This is a genomic window from Aeromicrobium sp., from assembly GCF_049587115.1.
Classification (GTDB): Bacteria; Actinomycetota; Actinomycetes; order Propionibacteriales; family Nocardioidaceae; genus Aeromicrobium.
The window spans coordinates 1-15,190 of sequence record NZ_JBAVDI010000105.1 but is presented as its reverse complement, the minus strand read 5'-3'; the positions used below and the strand labels follow the sequence as shown (position 1 = coordinate 15,190).

17 protein-coding genes and 1 tRNA gene are annotated in these 15,190 nt (G+C 66.8%); 5 read left to right on the top strand and 13 right to left on the bottom strand.

Annotated elements, in window-relative coordinates; all coding sequences use genetic code 11:
* Nucleotides 1–77: 77 nt before the first annotated feature.
* From fbaA to WB461_RS09775, 5 genes are read right to left on the bottom strand one after another with little or no spacing between them, the layout of a single operon-like run.
* The gene (fbaA, locus tag WB461_RS09795; protein WP_423852548.1) at nucleotides 78–1,103 is read right to left on the bottom strand and encodes a class II fructose-bisphosphate aldolase; all 1,026 of its coding nucleotides are present in this window, start codon (nucleotides 1,101–1,103) and stop codon (nucleotides 78–80) included.
* 59 nt (nucleotides 1,104–1,162) lie between these two features.
* On the bottom strand, nucleotides 1,163–2,539 hold the full coding sequence (locus tag WB461_RS09790) for an FAD-dependent oxidoreductase (protein WP_423852547.1): 1,377 nt from the start codon (nucleotides 2,537–2,539) through the stop codon (nucleotides 1,163–1,165).
* Between the two features lie 10 nt (nucleotides 2,540–2,549).
* On the bottom strand, nucleotides 2,550–3,188 hold the full coding sequence (locus tag WB461_RS09785) for a TrmH family RNA methyltransferase (RefSeq protein ID WP_423852546.1): 639 nt from the start codon (nucleotides 3,186–3,188) through the stop codon (nucleotides 2,550–2,552).
* Nucleotides 3,185–3,841: an orotate phosphoribosyltransferase gene (pyrE, locus tag WB461_RS09780; protein WP_423852545.1), complete on the bottom strand. Its 657-nt coding sequence runs from the start codon at nucleotides 3,839–3,841 to the stop codon at nucleotides 3,185–3,187. Before pyrE ends, WB461_RS09785 begins: the two co-directional genes overlap by 4 nt.
* 16 nt (nucleotides 3,842–3,857) lie before the next feature.
* The gene (locus tag WB461_RS09775; RefSeq protein WP_423852544.1) at nucleotides 3,858–4,535 is read right to left on the bottom strand and encodes a sortase domain-bontaining protein; all 678 of its coding nucleotides are present in this window, start codon (nucleotides 4,533–4,535) and stop codon (nucleotides 3,858–3,860) included.
* Nucleotides 4,536–4,850: 315 nt separating this feature from the next.
* On the opposite strand from WB461_RS09775, the gene WB461_RS09770 reads away from it, so the two are divergent.
* Nucleotides 4,851–6,014: a pyridoxal phosphate-dependent aminotransferase gene (locus WB461_RS09770; RefSeq protein ID WP_423852543.1), complete on the top strand. Its 1,164-nt coding sequence runs from the start codon at nucleotides 4,851–4,853 to the stop codon at nucleotides 6,012–6,014.
* A 39-nt stretch (nucleotides 6,015–6,053) separates the two neighbouring features.
* On the opposite strand, the gene WB461_RS09765 is transcribed toward WB461_RS09770, so the two are convergent.
* Nucleotides 6,054–6,557 carry an Lrp/AsnC family transcriptional regulator gene (locus WB461_RS09765; protein WP_423852542.1) on the bottom strand — a complete coding sequence of 168 codons (504 nt, stop codon included), beginning with the start codon at nucleotides 6,555–6,557 and terminating at the stop codon, nucleotides 6,054–6,056.
* A 120-nt stretch (nucleotides 6,558–6,677) separates the two neighbouring features.
* On the opposite strand from WB461_RS09765, the gene hppD reads away from it, so the two are divergent.
* The 3 genes from hppD (at nucleotide 6,678) to WB461_RS09750 (ending at nucleotide 9,069) form a co-directional block, all read left to right on the top strand.
* On the top strand, nucleotides 6,678–7,877 hold the full coding sequence (hppD, locus tag WB461_RS09760) for a 4-hydroxyphenylpyruvate dioxygenase (RefSeq protein ID WP_423852541.1): 1,200 nt from the start codon (nucleotides 6,678–6,680) through the stop codon (nucleotides 7,875–7,877).
* Nucleotides 7,878–7,979: 102 nt separating this feature from the next.
* On the top strand, nucleotides 7,980–8,276 hold the full coding sequence (locus tag WB461_RS09755) for a putative quinol monooxygenase (protein WP_423852540.1): 297 nt from the start codon (nucleotides 7,980–7,982) through the stop codon (nucleotides 8,274–8,276).
* A 121-nt stretch (nucleotides 8,277–8,397) separates the two neighbouring features.
* Nucleotides 8,398–9,069 (top strand): winged helix-turn-helix domain-containing protein, encoded by a 672-nt coding sequence (locus WB461_RS09750; protein ID WP_423852539.1) that lies wholly within the window; start codon nucleotides 8,398–8,400, stop codon nucleotides 9,067–9,069.
* Here WB461_RS09750 and WB461_RS09745 read toward each other — a convergent pair.
* The 3 genes from WB461_RS09745 to WB461_RS09735 form a co-directional block, all read right to left on the bottom strand.
* Nucleotides 9,035–10,471, bottom strand: coding sequence for a sensor histidine kinase (locus WB461_RS09745; protein ID WP_423852538.1), 1,437 nt, complete (start codon nucleotides 10,469–10,471; stop codon nucleotides 9,035–9,037). The genes WB461_RS09750 and WB461_RS09745 overlap by 35 nt on opposite strands.
* 86 nt (nucleotides 10,472–10,557) lie before the next feature.
* Nucleotides 10,558–10,785 (bottom strand): hypothetical protein, encoded by a 228-nt coding sequence (locus WB461_RS09740; RefSeq protein ID WP_423852537.1) that lies wholly within the window; start codon nucleotides 10,783–10,785, stop codon nucleotides 10,558–10,560.
* A gap of 252 nt (nucleotides 10,786–11,037) precedes the next feature.
* A tRNA-Thr gene (locus tag WB461_RS09735) sits at nucleotides 11,038–11,113 on the bottom strand.
* A 96-nt stretch (nucleotides 11,114–11,209) separates the two neighbouring features.
* On the opposite strand from WB461_RS09735, the gene WB461_RS09730 reads away from it, so the two are divergent.
* A complete protein-coding gene (locus tag WB461_RS09730; protein ID WP_423852536.1) occupies nucleotides 11,210–11,497 on the top strand; it encodes a chorismate mutase in 288 nt (95 codons plus the stop codon).
* A gap of 11 nt (nucleotides 11,498–11,508) precedes the next feature.
* On the opposite strand, the gene WB461_RS09725 is transcribed toward WB461_RS09730, so the two are convergent.
* The 4 genes from WB461_RS09725 to WB461_RS09710 all read right to left on the bottom strand — a co-directional run.
* Nucleotides 11,509–13,026, bottom strand: a complete 1,518-nt coding sequence (locus WB461_RS09725) for an alpha/beta hydrolase (protein WP_423852535.1) — start codon at nucleotides 13,024–13,026, stop codon at nucleotides 11,509–11,511.
* Between the two features lie 14 nt (nucleotides 13,027–13,040).
* Nucleotides 13,041–14,183 (bottom strand): DNA polymerase III subunit delta', encoded by a 1,143-nt coding sequence (locus tag WB461_RS09720; protein ID WP_423852534.1) that lies wholly within the window; start codon nucleotides 14,181–14,183, stop codon nucleotides 13,041–13,043.
* A complete protein-coding gene (gene tmk, locus WB461_RS09715; protein WP_423852533.1) occupies nucleotides 14,180–14,818 on the bottom strand; it encodes a dTMP kinase in 639 nt (212 codons plus the stop codon). The genes WB461_RS09720 and tmk overlap by 4 nt, the downstream gene beginning before the upstream one ends.
* Before the next feature lie 117 nt (nucleotides 14,819–14,935).
* The coding region (locus WB461_RS09710; protein WP_423852532.1) for a topoisomerase C-terminal repeat-containing protein at nucleotides 14,936–15,190 on the bottom strand (255 nt) is incomplete at its 5' end.

The window sequence follows — 15,190 nt, the reverse complement described above, 5'->3', positions numbered from 1 at the left end:
TCCTCGGGCAGCAGGGTTGCGGGGGGCTCACCGAACAAGTTGGTCATGTTCGCACCCTACGGCCCAGCACCACACAGTCAGAGCCTGGTGCCAGCGCTCCGCAACGCTGCGCAGGCCTCGGCGACACGAGTCGCCATGCCGGCCTCGGCAGCCTTGCCCCAGGCGCGCGGGTCGTACGCCTTCTTGCTGCCGACCTCGCCGTCGACCTTCAGGACACCGTCGTAGTTGGCGAACATGTGGCTCACGACCGGACGGGTGAAGGCGTACTGGGTGTCGGTGTCGACGTTCATCTTGACCACGCCGTAGTCGACGGCCGCCGAGATCTCCTCGGGCAACGATCCCGATCCGCCGTGGAACACCAGATCGAACGGGGCATCCTTGCCGTACTTGGCGCCGACGGCCTGCTGCGCAGCCTGCAGGATCTCCGGGCGCAGGGTGACATTGCCCGGCTTGTAGACGCCATGCACGTTGCCGAATGTCAGGGCCGTGAGGTAGCGGCCCTTCTCACCCAGGCCGAGAGCCTCGGCCGTGGCCAGCGCGTCCTCGGGCCGCGTGTAGAGGTGCTCGCCCATGCCACCTTCGACGCCATCCTCCTCGCCACCGACGATGCCGATCTCGACCTCGAGGATGATGTTCGCGGCGGCACAGCGCGCCAGCAGCTCCTGCGCGATCTGCAGGTTCTCGTCCAGCGGCACGGCCGAACCGTCCCACATGTGCGACTGGAAGTACGGAAGCCCACCACCCTTGACCCGCTCCTCCGAGGCAGCGATCAGCGGACGAACAAAGCCGTCGAGCTTGTCCTTGGGACAGTGATCGGTGTGCAGCGCGACATTGACCGGATACTTCTTGGCGACTTCCTGCGCGAACGCCGCGAAGGCCAGCGAGCCCGACACCATGTCCTTGACCGTGGGGCCGGACAGATATTCCGCACCGCCGGTCGACACCTGGATGATTCCGTCGCTCTCGGCCTCGGCAAACCCGGCGAGGGCGGCGTTCAGCGTCTGCGAGGACGACACGTTGATGGCCGGGTAGGCGAACGAATCGCCCTTGGCCTTGTCGAGCATCGCGGCGTAGACCTCGGGGGTGGCGACGGGCATGCGGATCTCCTCGAATGGCTGGCGGGTGCGAGGCAAGTATCCCAGCCCCTCCCGCTACTGGCGAGTCACCCTCGAAGCTCCTTGACGATGGCGCGTGCTGCCACCTGGATCGGGCTCCAGACCGAGGAGAACGGCGGGGCGTACGCGAGGTCGAGCATCATGACGTCGTCGACGGTCAACCCGGCCGCGATCGCGGTCGCGGCAGCATCGATGCGCAACGCGGCACCGGCGGCTCCGACGATCTGCGCCCCGAGCAGGCGGCGGGTCGGCCGGTCGGCGACCATCACGACGGTCATGATGCCGACACCTGGCATGTAGCCGGCGAAATTCGTCGTCTCGATGTGGACCATGACGGGTTCGAAGCCGGCGTCCCGGGCCTGCTGCTCCCCGAGCCCGGTTCGGGATATCTCAAGCGAGCAGAACTTGGTGATCGCGGTCTGCACCACCCCGGGAAAGAACAGCTGCGGCTCGCGACCCAGCAGGTCCGCTGCAATGCTGTCGGCCGCGACCATGCCCTGCTTGTTGGCGTGCGTGCCCAGAGGAAGGTGCACCAGCTCGCCCGTGACGCGATCCTTCGTCACGACGCAGTCACCCGCCGCCCAGATGCCCGGAAAGCCGATCACTCGCTGGTGCTCGTCGACGACGATGCCGCCCTTCTCCCCGAGCGGCAAGCCCGCGGCGGCCGCCAGCGCCGACCGCGCCCAGACTCCCAGACCCAGGACCACCAGATCGGCCTCGATCGCCCCGCCGTCGGTCCTCACACCCATCACCCGACCACTGGCGTCCAGGGCGAAGCCGGTCGCGCTGGTCGATGACAGCAAGGTGATGCCCCGGCCGCGCATCGCTACCGCGACCTGCGCGCCCAGAAGTGGCTCCACCATCGGCAATGGTGCGGGGCCGCGGTCGACGACGGTCGTGTCGAAGCCTCGTGCCACACACGCCTCCGCGATCTCCAGTCCCACATAACCCGATCCGACCACCACGATGCTCCGCGGAGCTGCCGCGAGGCCGTCGATCAGTGCCTGGCCGTCGGCAAGCGTCTGCACCCCGTAGATCCCCGTCCCATCGATGCCGGGCAGGTCGGGACGTACGGGCTCGGCGCCCGAGGCGATGATCAGTCGGTCGTACGTGATGTCGCCCGAGTCGCCGTCGCGACTGCGGAAGGTGACGGTCCGTCGCTCCGGGTCGATCACCGTGGCCTCGACACCGAGCCGGAGGTCGATGCCCCGAGCCCGATGCTCCGCTGCGGTTCGCGCCACCAGGTCCTCCGGCGCGGCGACCTCGCCCGAGATCCAGTACGGAATACCGCACGCGGAGTACGACGTCCAGCTTCCACGCTCGAGGACCACGATCTCGGCATCCTCGGAAAGGGTGCGACGGAGCGCGGCGGCAGCACTCATGCCGGCCGCGTCACCGCCGATGACGACCACGCGGGAGCTCATGGCGACGAGCCTAGACGGCTGGCGCGGACCCGGGGTCAGACCTGGCGTGCTGACGGATCCAGGAATGCATCGCGATCGCCGCGGCAGCGCCCGCGTTGATCGACCGGGTCGACCCGAACTGGGCGATCGAGAGCGTCCGCTCGCACGCCTGCCTCGCCTCGTCCGAAAGACCCGGTCCTTCCTGACCGAACAGGAGAACGCACGCCTCGGGCAGGACGGCGGTCTCGATGGGCACGGAGTCCGCCACGTTGTCGATGCCGATCACTGCCAGTCCCTGCTCTGCGGCCCACCCCGCGAAGTCGGCGATCGAGCCGTGATGCCGGACGTGCTGGTATCGGTCGGTGACCATCGCGCCGCGCCGGTTCCAGCGACGCCGCCCCACGATGTGCACCTCGGCGGCGGCGAAGGCGTTGGCGGTCCGCACGATCGAGCCGATGTTGAAGTCGTGCTGCCAGTTCTCGATCCCCACGTGGAAGCCATGCCGATGCAGGTCCAGGTCGGCGACGATTGCCTCGAGCCGCCAGTAGCGATAGCGGTCGACGACGTTGCGGCGGTCGCCGTCGCGCAACAGCTCGTGGTCGTACTGCTCACCCTCGGGCCAATCCCCGTCCCACGGACCGACGCCGACCTCAGGCACGGGCTCAGTCATGTCCGTGGTGCCGCAATCCCGAACTCGTCGCGGTAGGCGCGGATGGAGTCGAGGTGCTCTGCATGCCGCCCCGTCTCCTGGACGTATTCGATGATCTGACCGAAATCGATGATCGAGAGCACGGGTACGCCGAAGTCCCGCTCCACCTCCTGGATGGCGGACAACTCGCCGCGGCCGCGTTCCTGCCGATCCAGAGCGACCAGGATGCCGGCCACTTCAGCGCCCTCAGAAGCCACGATCTGCATGACCTCGCGGATCGCGGTGCCGGCGGTGATGACGTCGTCGATGATCAGGACCCGTCCGCTCAGCGCCGACCCGACGATCAGCCCACCCTCGCCGTGGTCCTTGGCCTCCTTGCGGTTGAAGCACCACGGCACGTCGCGCCCGAGCTGCTCGGACAGCTGGACCGCCGTGGCCGACACGATCGGGATGCCCTTGTAGGCCGGACCGAGCAGCACGTCGAAGGCGATCTCGCTGCGATCGATCGCGGCGGCGTACGACCGTCCGAGCGTCGCGAGCCGTCCGCCGGTGTTGAACAGGCCGGCGTTGAAGAAGTACGGGGACGTACGCCCTGACTTGAGCGTGAACTCCCCGAACCGGAGCACCCCACGGTCGAGAGCGAACTCGATGAATTCACGCTGGTAGTCATGCATGCGCCCAGCGTAGGGGTCAGTCCGACTTGACCGGGCGCGGCTTGCTCTTGTCGATCGTGTCGATCAGGTCGCCGATCACGACGTTGCGGTTGCGTGTGTGGAACAGCTCCGAGCAGGTCAGCATCGTGATGACCGCGCGGTCGGGCTGCTGATTGCGTGCGTCCGGGTCGGGGACTCGCCACAGCGGCCAGGACACCGTGAAGTCGACGGTGATCGAGGTGCCGGAGTTGCGCAGCCGGTAGGTGTAGATGTGGGTGCGGGTCTCGACCTCGACCTTGTCGCCGCGCTTGAGCTTGGGGAACTTGCTGAACGGCTCGCCGTGGGTGACCCGGTGCCCCGCGATCGCGAAGTTGCCGATCTGGCCGGGCTTGGCGCTCTTGGTGTCCCAGCCGACTCCCCGCGCCAAGGCCTTGTCGTCGAATCCCTTGACGATCGGCACCTCGTACTTGTCGCCGAACCGTTTGACCCGCAGCAGGCCGATTGCATCTCCCTCGATGCCCTTGCCCCAGTCGACCGCGAGGCTCTGCTTGATCTCCGCCTGCTTGTGCTTGGAGACGACGTTGGTGCCGAAGTACTGCCAAGCGAAGTAGGCCAGCAGTCCCAGCCCGGCCAGGATCAGCGTCACACCGAGACCGGTCGTGAGCCGGCGGCCCACGCTCTTGGGCGGCCGCTTCGGAGTCAGCGTGGTGGTCATGCAGGAGATTGTGTCATCCCGCGCCACGTCTTTGTCACACGGACAATCTGACGCGAATTCCGGCTGCTCGGCCCGCGGCGGAATCTTCGCCAAACAGTTCACGGAGGTTGGGCCTCGTGCGTATAGTTGGGATTGCAGGGTCGATGTGCTTCACGCCGTTGGCGCCTGTTGTCGCCCCACCGTTTCACCCCCCGAGAACGGTGGGGCGACTTATGTCCGGCGCCGGCGTCACCGCGTCGGCCTGCGGTCTTGTGCGCGGGCGGGCCGATCCCTTCGGTGGAGCCGTATCGAGGCCGCGACTAGGGTCGAATGATCATGAAGACCTCCAGCGCACGTATCGCCGGGCTCGGCACCACGATCTTCGCCGAGATGAGCGCGGAAGCGGTCCGGACCGGATCGATCAACCTGGGCCAGGGCTTCCCCGACACTGACGGACCGTCCGCCGTGGTCGAGCGGGCTGTCGATGCCCTGCGCGGCGGCCGCAACCAGTACGCGCCTGGGTCGGGCGTGCCCGAGCTTCGCCGGGCGATCGCGGCCCACCAGCTCCGCTTCTACGGCCTGTCGGTGGACCCGGACACCGAGGTCGCCGTCACGACTGGTGCGACCGAGGCCGTGGCGGCGGCACTTCTCGGATTGATCGACGAGGGTGACGAGGTCATCGTGCTCGAGCCGTACTACGACTCGTACGTGGCGATGCTGCAGATGGCGGGCGCCGTGCGGCGCCCGGTCACCCTGCGTGCGCCGGACTTCCGGCTGCCGGTCGAGGAGCTGCGTGCCGCTGTGTCACCGAGGACGACCGCGGTCCTGCTCAACTCACCGCACAACCCGACCGGTTCCGTCCTGACGCACGAGGAGCTCGAGGCCATCGCAGAGATCGCGATCGAGCACGACCTGGTGGTGATCAGTGATGAGGTCTACGAGCACTTGACGTTCGACGGCGTTGCCCACATCCCGATCGCGACGCTGCCGGGGATGGCCGAGCGGACCCTGACGATCTCCAGCGGTGGCAAGACCTTTTCATTCACCGGCTGGAAGATCGGTTGGGCCACAGGCCCGGCCGAGCTGATCAATGCGCTGCTGGGGTCCAAGCAATTCCTGACCTACACGTCGGGCTCACCTCTGCAGCCCGCCATCGCCCACGCGCTGGGCTCCGACGACGACTTCTTCGCCAGCCTGCGTGCACAGCTGCAGGCTCAGCGGGATCTGCTGTGCGACGGGCTCGCCCGGATCGGTTTGGAGGTGTTCGTCCCCGCGGGCACGTACTTCGCAACGACCGACATCCGGCCACTGGGCTTCGAGGACGGCGTCGACTTCTGCCGCATGCTGCCCGAACGGGTGGGCGTGGTCGCGATCCCGCACCAGGTCTTCTACGACCACGTCGAGGTTGGGCGTCCGCTCGTGCGCTGGGCGTTCTGCAAGCGTCCCGAAGTCCTCATGGAAGCCCTCGACCGCCTCGCCACCCTCCCTCCAGATTTGTGACGTTCTGCCCCGTCTGAACGCCGAAACCGGTGCAACCCGTCACAAATCTCGGGGGCGGGGGTAGTTGGGGGCCCGACTGCTGCCGGCCAACGCACCCTTCCTGAGCATCGGCTCGACCCGGGGCTTGACGACCTCCGACAGCACGATCACGCTGGTCGACCGGGCGACCGACCCGGATCGGCTGATGTGCAGCAGCGTCGCCTGCAGGTCCTCGTGCGACGTAGCCGCGATCTTGCAGACCACGTCGGCGTTGCCGCTGGTCACGTACGCCTCCAGCACGTTGGGCAGGGAGTCGAGCTCTTCGGTGACGGCCTCCAGCAGTCCTTGCGCGATCTCCAACGTCACGAACGCGAGCACGGGGTGACCGGCGGCGACCAGGTCGATGTCCGGACCATACCCAGTGATGATCCCGGCCTGCTCCAGCTTGGCCAGTCGGGCCTGCACCGTGGCCCGGGCGACCTGGGTGATGCGGGACAGCTCGAGGTCACCAACCCGCGGATGCTCGCGCATCGCCGTCACCAACGCAACATCAAGCTGATCCATGAATCCTCCAAGTAGGCATACTGACGTGCCATCGGCCACAACACTCGGCTGATATGTCACATATGTGTACCAGATGCTGGTCCGCTTGCCCATCCCGACAGGATGCGTTCATGTGGACACATGACCATCGATCTGACTGACGCCGAACGCCTTGCCGAGCTCGACCTCACCCAGCTCAAGCAGCTGGTCGGACTGGTCGAGTACGACACCACGACCGACCCCTTCCCGGTCACCGGGTGGGACGCGGTCGTCTGGGCAGTCGGCAACGCCAGTCAGTCCGCCCACTTCTACATGTCAGCGTTCGGCATGGACCTGGTTGCGTACTCCGGGCCCGAGACCGGTAATCGCGACCACCACGCATACGTGCTGGAGAGTGGCGCGGTGCGCTTCGTGCTCAAGGGCGGCGTTGACCCCGACAGCGCGATCCTTGACCACCACCGTACGCACGGCGACGGCATCATCGACATCGCCTTGGAGGTGCCAGACGTTGACACCTGCATCGATCACGCCCGCGCCCAGGGAGCGACGATCCTGGAGGAGCCGCACGACATCGGCGACAAGCACGGCACGGTGCGGATCGCTGCGATCGCCGCGTACGGCGACACCCGCCACACGCTGGTCGACCGCAGCGCGTACGCGGGCCACTACCTGCCCGGGTACGTCGAGCGGACGTCCACGCTGGTCCGCCCAGCAGACGCGCCCAAGCGGATCTTCCAGGCGCTTGATCACGTCGTTGGCAACGTCGAGCTCGGCCAGATGGATCAGTGGGTCGACTTCTACAACCGGATCATGGGCTTCACCAACATGGCCGAGTTCGTCGGAGATGACATTGCGACGGAGTACAGCGCGCTGATGAGCAAGGTCGTTGCCAGCGGTAATCACCGGGTCAAGTTCCCACTCAACGAGCCTGCCGTGGGCAAGCGCAAGTCACAGATCGACGAGTACCTGGAGTTCTACCGGGGTCCCGGCGCCCAGCACCTGGCACTCGCAACCAACGACATCCTCGACACCGTCGACCATTTGCGCGCGGCTGGCATCGAGTTCCTCGACACCCCGGACTCGTACTACACCGACCCCGAGCTACGTCAGCGGATCGGCGAGGTGCGGGTGCCGATCGAGGACCTTCAGCAGCGCGGCATCCTGGTGGACCGGGACGAGGACGGCTACCTGCTGCAGATCTTCACCAAGCCGATCGGCGACCGTCCGACCGTGTTCTTCGAACTCATCGAGCGGCACGGCTCGCTCGGCTTCGGCAAGGGCAACTTCCAGGCCCTGTTCGAGGCGATCGAGCGCGAACAGGCCAAACGCGGCAACTTCTGACCACCCCGCCGGGTCGCGCGCCGTCACCAGCGCTTCGCGGCAGCCCTTGTCGTCACGGTTCCCTCAGGCGCATGATCGGCGTAAGCGGTTCGAGGAGGAATCATGGCTGTTTACACATTGGGAATATGGCGAGTCAAGACCGGCCACGAGAATGACTTCGTGGCAGCGTGGAAGAAGCTCGCCGATCGGACTCGGGCCGACCTGCCGCAGGCGACCGCGACCCTACTGAGGGACCGCGAGGACCCATCACTCTTCGTCAGCTCGGGCCCTTGGGAGTCCGTTGAGCAGGTGGACGCCTGGCGATCATCGTCGGCGTTCACCAGCAGTATCGCTGCGATCCGCGAGCACGTCGAGGACTTCGAGCCCCACACGATGGACCTCGCGGTCGACATCAGCTGAGCCATGGGGGAGCTGGGGGCGTCGCCGGTGGGAATGACGTCGACGAGGCCCGCCGGGGCTTGCGCGATCCGCGGACATGAACGGCGCCGACCGGGATACTGTCGGCGCGGGAGGCATGCTGATGAAGGTTCTGGTCGTGGAAGACGAGGTGCTGCTGGCTCGTGCCGTCAAGCGCGGCCTGAATGCGGCGGGGCTCACGGTCGACCTCGTCCACAACGGCGAGGACGGTGTGTGGGCAGCGACCGAGGGATCATACGACGCTATCGTCCTCGACCTCATGCTCCCCCAGCTGTCGGGGCAAGGCGTCATCCGCGAGCTTCGGCGCAGGGAGGTGTGGACCCCAGTGCTGGTACTGACGGCGCGGCACGGATCCCGCGACCAGGTCGACGTGCTCGACATCGGAGCGGATGACTATCTCACCAAACCATTCGACCTCGACGTGCTCGCTGCGCGCCTGCGCGCACTGGTCCGACGGGGGGCAGCCGCGCGACCGACCGTGATCGAGGTTGGTGAGCTTCGCGTCGACCCGGCCGCTCGAACCGCCTCGAGGGGAGCGGTCGACATCAGACTCACCTCACGCGAGTTTTCCGTCCTGGAGTTCCTCAGCCGCCACCAAGGCGAGGTCGTGACCAAGACCCAGATCATCCAGAACGTGTGGGATGAGAACTTCGAGGGCGACCCCAATGTCGTCGAAGTCTATGTCCGCAGACTGCGCCAGAAGATCGACATACCCTTCGATTGCACATCGATCAAGACCGTCAGGGGCGCTGGCTACCAGCTGTCGGACGGTTGACGCCCATCGGGAGCTGCACCCGGAAACGCGCCCCTCCCATGTGGGCCTGGTCGACTGAAACCGATCCTCCGTAGGACTCGGCTAGTTCCTTGACGATCGCGAGTCCGAGGCCGGTACCGCCCGCATCGCGAGCGCGCCCTGCATCCAGCCGGACGAACCTGTCGAATACGCGCTCGCGATCCTCAGGCGCCAGGCCGACCCCGTCGTCCGCCACCTCGATGAATGCCCACTGCCCGTCCTCGACGACCGACAGCTCGACGGTCGATCGCGCGTGAGCGGCGGCATTGTCGGCTAGGTTGCGGACGATCTGGCGCACATGATGCAGGCTGGCACTCACCACGACCGGCGACACCTCAGCTTTGATGTCGAGCTTCGAGGTCGAGCGAAGCCTGCGGATCTGCTCGGCCACCACCTCGCCGACATCAACGTCTTCGCGCTCACTCACCGAGAGGCCGTGATCGGATTCGGCAAGGGTGAGCAAATCGGTGATGATGTCGTCGAGACGACTGGTTTCGGCCACCATGGCTGCGTGCGACTCAGGCCAGCCCTCCGGGTCTGGATTCGCACCAGTGATCTGCAGGTTCGCCATCACGGTCGACAAGGGACTGCGAAGTTCGTGACTGGCGTCGGCCACGAAGCGGCGCTGAGCCTCCTGCGAGTGCTCGAGTCGGTCAAGCATCGCATTCATCGTTGTCGCCAGCCGGTGCACTTCATCGATCGCTGGAGGGACCGGCAGGCGCGTCGAGAGGTCGGTTGCCGAGATGTCAGCCACCCGCCGGCGCATCAGCTCGACAGGCCGCAACGAGCGTCCGACGAAGACAAAGGTGACGCCACCGACCACGGCCGCCAGGAGCGGCAGGCCGACCAGCAGGATCTGCTGGACCGCGGCCACGCTCGCCCCCGATGACGCCAGCGACTGCGCGACGACGAGTCGATAGGAGCCGGTGGACGAAGTGACGTCCCGATTGACCACCACGTACTTCGCGCCGTCTCCGACAGGAAGGTTCGCCACGACCACCGTCGTCGATGAGCCCGCCGATCCTTGCCTCGGTGTCAGCGGACCTTCGCCGGCTATCTGGGGCGAGCTGACGACAACCTGGTCTGCCGCGTCAAGAATCTGCACGATCGTCGTCTCGCCCACCGAGGTGGCAAGGACCCTGTTCGCGCCGGCGGGACCCTGACTCTTCAGCACCGCCGCCAGCTCCGCGGCGCGCTGCTCCGCAGCACTGGTCGCCGATCTGTCAAGCGTCCTTCCCAGCAGCAGCACGAGCGCGAGCCCCGCGAGCGCGACTGCCGCCGTGACGACTACAGCAGTTACGATCGTCAGCCTTGCGCGCACACCGGCATGCCGCCCTACCCACGAGGCCGAGGGCCGCACGGCGCCGGGCAGCTCATCGCTCATAGGTGGAGCCTAGGTCGTCTCTGCCGATCACGCGGAGCGCGACAAGGCAGGCAACGGACCTGCCGTCGCCTGCCTTGCGCTCGGTACTACTCGCCACCGCTCTCCGGCGCATCGCCCGCATCGCTGGGATCCTGATGCCCGGGCTCGGTCAGGTCAGCATCTGGACCCTGATTGGTATCGGTGTCGGCCCCGGCCGATACCGACGTCTCGGGCGCAGTGCCGCCGCCGTCGGCGGCAACAGCAACTCCGGTGCCTGCTGCGGTCATTGCGAGAAGTACTCCGGCAACGATTCCTGCTGATTTGTTGATCTTCATGTATCCCTCTCTATCCGCCGGACGTTCCAGCGATATGACACCACCCTCGCGCCTGGATGCTGACACTGCGCTGACAGAGACAGCTGGGGTGGAGCAGTGATGTTCCACGACTGGCAGCGCCTCTACCGAACTGCACAGCGGACATCGCCTACAAGGGCAAGTCTCAAGATCGCGCAGGGAATGGAAACAACCGAACATTTCGGTACCGCATCCCATTGCTCACGGCAGAGGAATTCCTGAGCAGAAATTTCGTGGAGCCGCTTGTCAGAATCGAACTGACGACCTTTTCATTACGAGTGAAACGCTCTACCAACTGAGCTAAAGCGGCCGAGGTCCGCCGGGGATCGCCCGCCGAACCGATCACTGAGTCTACCGGGTGATTGCGCTGGCATCACATCGGCCTCGCCCCCGTAGAATCACCTCCGTGACCAACGCGACGAAGGCCGAGCTCGAAGAGATCCGCGCGAGCATCGACAACATCGATGCCGCGCTGATCCATGTCCTGGCGGAGCGCTTCAAGTACACCAAGCGCGTCGGACGGCTCAAGGCAGAGCACAACCTTCCCCCGGCCGATCCCGAACGCGAGGCGCGGCAGATCAAGCGGCTGCGCGCCCTGGCCATCGAGGCCGATCTCGATCCGGCCTTCGCGGAGAAGTTCCTCAACTTCATCATCGATGAAGTCATCCACCACCACGAAGCCGAGCGTCAATAGGCCGACCGGCGCTACCGGCAGGTCAGGCCCTGCTTGGGCACGCTGCCGTCGGTGAAGAACGTGTCGACGGCCGAGGTGATGCACTCGTTGCCGGAGTTGTAAGCGGTGTGGCCGTCGCCGACCCGGGTCAGCAGCGCGCCAGAAGACAGCTGGGAGGCCAACGCCTGAGCCCACTCGTACGGGGTCGCCGGATCTCGCGTCGTGCCGATCACCAGGATCGGCGGCGCGCCGTCGGCACTGATGCTCGGTAGCGGATTGCTCGGCTCCAACGGCCAGTCAGTGCACGCGAGGACGCCCCACGCCAATGACCGGCCAAACACGGGTGAAGCCTGTTCGAAGCGAGGGATCAGCGCTTCGGTCTGCGCCTGGCTCAGCTGCTCGGACGAGTCCAGACAGTTGACGGCATAGATGACCTGGCCGAGGTTGCCGCTGTAGGCGCCGTCGCTGCCACGCCGGAAATAGGCGTCCGAGAGCGTCAGGAGGATGCTGCCATCGCCCTTGAATGCTGCCGCGAGCCCCCGTGAGAGATAGGGCCAGGTCGCTTTGTCGTAGAGCGTCACCGCGATGCCGTAGAACGCCTGCCCCTCTGTCAGCCGGCGCTCGCCGCGGGTCTGCATGGGTTGCCGGTCGAGCCGGGCCAGCAGACCGGCGATCCGGCCAAGTCCGGCCTTGGCATCGCGGCCGATCGGGCAGCTCTTCTGCTTCACGCAGTCCTCGGCATACGCGTCGATCGCGCGTTGGAAGCCCGTGGTCTGACCCAGTGCGGACTCTACGGCGCCAAGCGCTGGATCGACTGCCCCGTCCAGCACCATCCGGCCAACCTTGTTGGGAAACAGCTGGGCGTACACCGCGCCGAGCTCGGTGCCGTACGACGCTCCGAACCAGTCGAGCTTTGTCCGGCCCAGCAGTCCTCGGACGACGTCCATGTCCTTGGCAACCTCGACGGTCGACACGTGCGCAGCAAGCTCACCGGAGTTCTTCTTGCACGCGTTGCCGAGATCGGTGACGCTCCGTCGCAGAGCCGCGATCTCGGTGGAGCTGTCGGGATCGGGATCGATTGCCGTGAAGGAGTCGAACGCCCGATCCGACAGGCACTTCAGCGGGCTGCTGCGGCCGACACCACGCGGATCCACGCCGACGATGTCGAACTTTGCCCGTACGTCCGCGCCGAAGCTCGACGCCATCGAGCCTGCAAAATCGATCGCCGAGCCGCCGGGCCCTCCCGGATTGACCAGGATGCTGCGCTTCGCCGCTCCGCCTGTGGCCGGGTGAACCACCGCGCGAAGGCGGGTCGTTGCCCCATCGGGGCTGGCGTAGTCGATCGGCACCGTGATCCACGCACAATGCGCCGAGCTGCAGTCCGACCAGGTGACCTTCTGGGTGTAGAACCGCTCGAGCGCAGGTGGGGCGGAGTCGGCGATCGATCCAGGCGGGGTCCATCCGCTGCGGGTCTCGTCGCGCGACACGACCACACCAGCCACCACCGCAGCAGCCACCACCAGCGCGAGCGCGGCGGCGGCAGCGATCACTGTTCTGGACCTGTTCACCGGCGGAGTCCCATCATCATGCGTTCGAGGGCGAGCAACGGGGCCGCATTGGCGGTCAGCGACTCACGGCACTCGACGATGGCATCGATCGTGTGAATGGTCGATTCAGGCGTCCACACGCCTGCAATCTCTTCGATGTCCGGTCCGATGTCGGCGTTGACGAGGTCGACGCCGGTGGCGCACTGGACCGTCAGGACGTCACGACAGAAGGACAGCAGATCAAGCAGCACGCCGTCGATCGAGTCGCGGGCAAGTCGGGTGCGGCGCCGCTTCTGCTCCTTCTCCAAGGTGGACAGAGCGCTGGCGTACCCGGCCGGTCGGCGCCCGCGCTCCTCGACCCCCCACCCCTGGCGCAGGTCCATGAGCTCCCGCTCGTCGGCGGCGTCCGCGACGTCTGCGGCCCTCGCCGAGGCGGCATCGTTGACGGCCTGCGCAGCGGTCATGCAGTCGCCCAGATCATGCAGCGACGACGGCAGGGCGAGGATCGCCCGGCGTCGCTCACGTGCCTGCGGATCCGTCGCCAGCCCGCGGGCGCGGCCGATGTGGCCCTGCGACGCCGCTGCAGCCGCAGCCGCCAGCTGTGGCTCGACGCCGTCGCGATCGATCAACAGTCCGGCGATCGCAGCGGTGGACGGCGTGCGGAGCAGGACCGGCCGACAGCGTGAACGGATCGTGATGATGACGTCCTCGACCGCAGGTGCGCACAACATCCAGATCGTGTGCGGGGACGGCTCCTCGACGGCCTTGAGCAGGGCGTTGGCTGCCTGGTCGGTCAACCTGTCGGCATCCTCCACGATCAGCACCTGCCACCGTCCCAGCGCCGGTCGCAGTGCGGACTTGCGGACGTACTCCCGCGCGACGTCGGTGCCGATCGACAGGCCGTCGGTGCGGATCACGGTGATGTCGGGGTGACTGCCCGCCCGCGCGGTCGTGCACGAATGGCATTCGCCGCACCCTCCCCGCTCGCACTGCAGTGCCGCGGCAAAGGCCCGCGCCGCGTTGGAGCGGCCGGATCCGGGCGGACCCGTGAACAGCCATGCGTGGGTCATCGACCGGCCATCGCCACCGGCCGACGAGACCGCGGCCTGGAGGGTGCCGACCACCGGCTCCTGGCCGACGAGATCAGCCCAGACGTTCACGACGCCTGTCCCAACCACGGCTCGACCGCGGCCCGGATCGCGGCATGAATCTCGGCGGGCGTCTCGCCACCACCGACCACGAGATAGTGCGCGGGGTCGGCGGCCGCCAGGTCCAAGAAGTGCTGGCGGACGCGCTGGTGGAATTCCAACGGCTCGGACTCGATGCGGTCGGCACCCTCGAAGCGGGCATGGCCGATCGTCGGATCGATGTCCAGAACGATCGTCAGGTGCGGGCGCAACGACGACGTGGCCCACCGCGCAACGTGCTCGACCTCCGCCGGATCCAGATGCCGACCGGCGCCTTGATAGGCCAACGTCGAGTCGACGTAGCGGTCCGTCAGCACGATCGCGCCCTCGGCCAGGGCGGGCAGGACGACCTGGTCCACGTGCTCGGCCTTGTCCGCCGCGTAGAGCAGGACCTCGGTGCGGGGCGACAACTCGCCGGTGTCGTTGTCGAGCACGATGTGCCGCAGAATCTTGCCGACCTCGGTGCCGCCGGGCTCCCTGGTCAGCAGCACGTGGTGTCCCAGGCTCTCCAGCCACTCGAGCATGAGCGCGGCCTGGGTCGACTTGCCGGCACCCTCCCCGCCCTCCAGCGCGAGAAATACCCCAGTTTCGGTGAAGAGCGGATCCATGGGCCGAGCCTAGTGCGCCGGACCAGACCGCTCGACCCGGTCCACCTGCTTCTGTGGAGTCTGCAGCAGCCAGCCGTCGGTCGGCGGCCCGGGCTTTGGCCTGGTTGGGCCGAGCTTCTAGTTCGCCGTCTTCTTCGCCGCGGTCTTCTTGGCCGCGGTCTTCTTCGCCGCGGTCTTCTTGGCCGGGGTCTTCTTGGCTGCCGTCTTTGTCGTGCCCTTCTTGGCTGCCGTCTTCTTGGAGCCCTTCTTGGCAGTCTTCTTGCCGCCCTTCTTGGCGGGCCCCTTCGCGCGCCGCTCGGCCAACAGCTCGAAGGCGCGCTCCGGAGTCAACGTCTCGATCGAGTCGTCCTTGCGCAGCGTCGCGTTGTACTC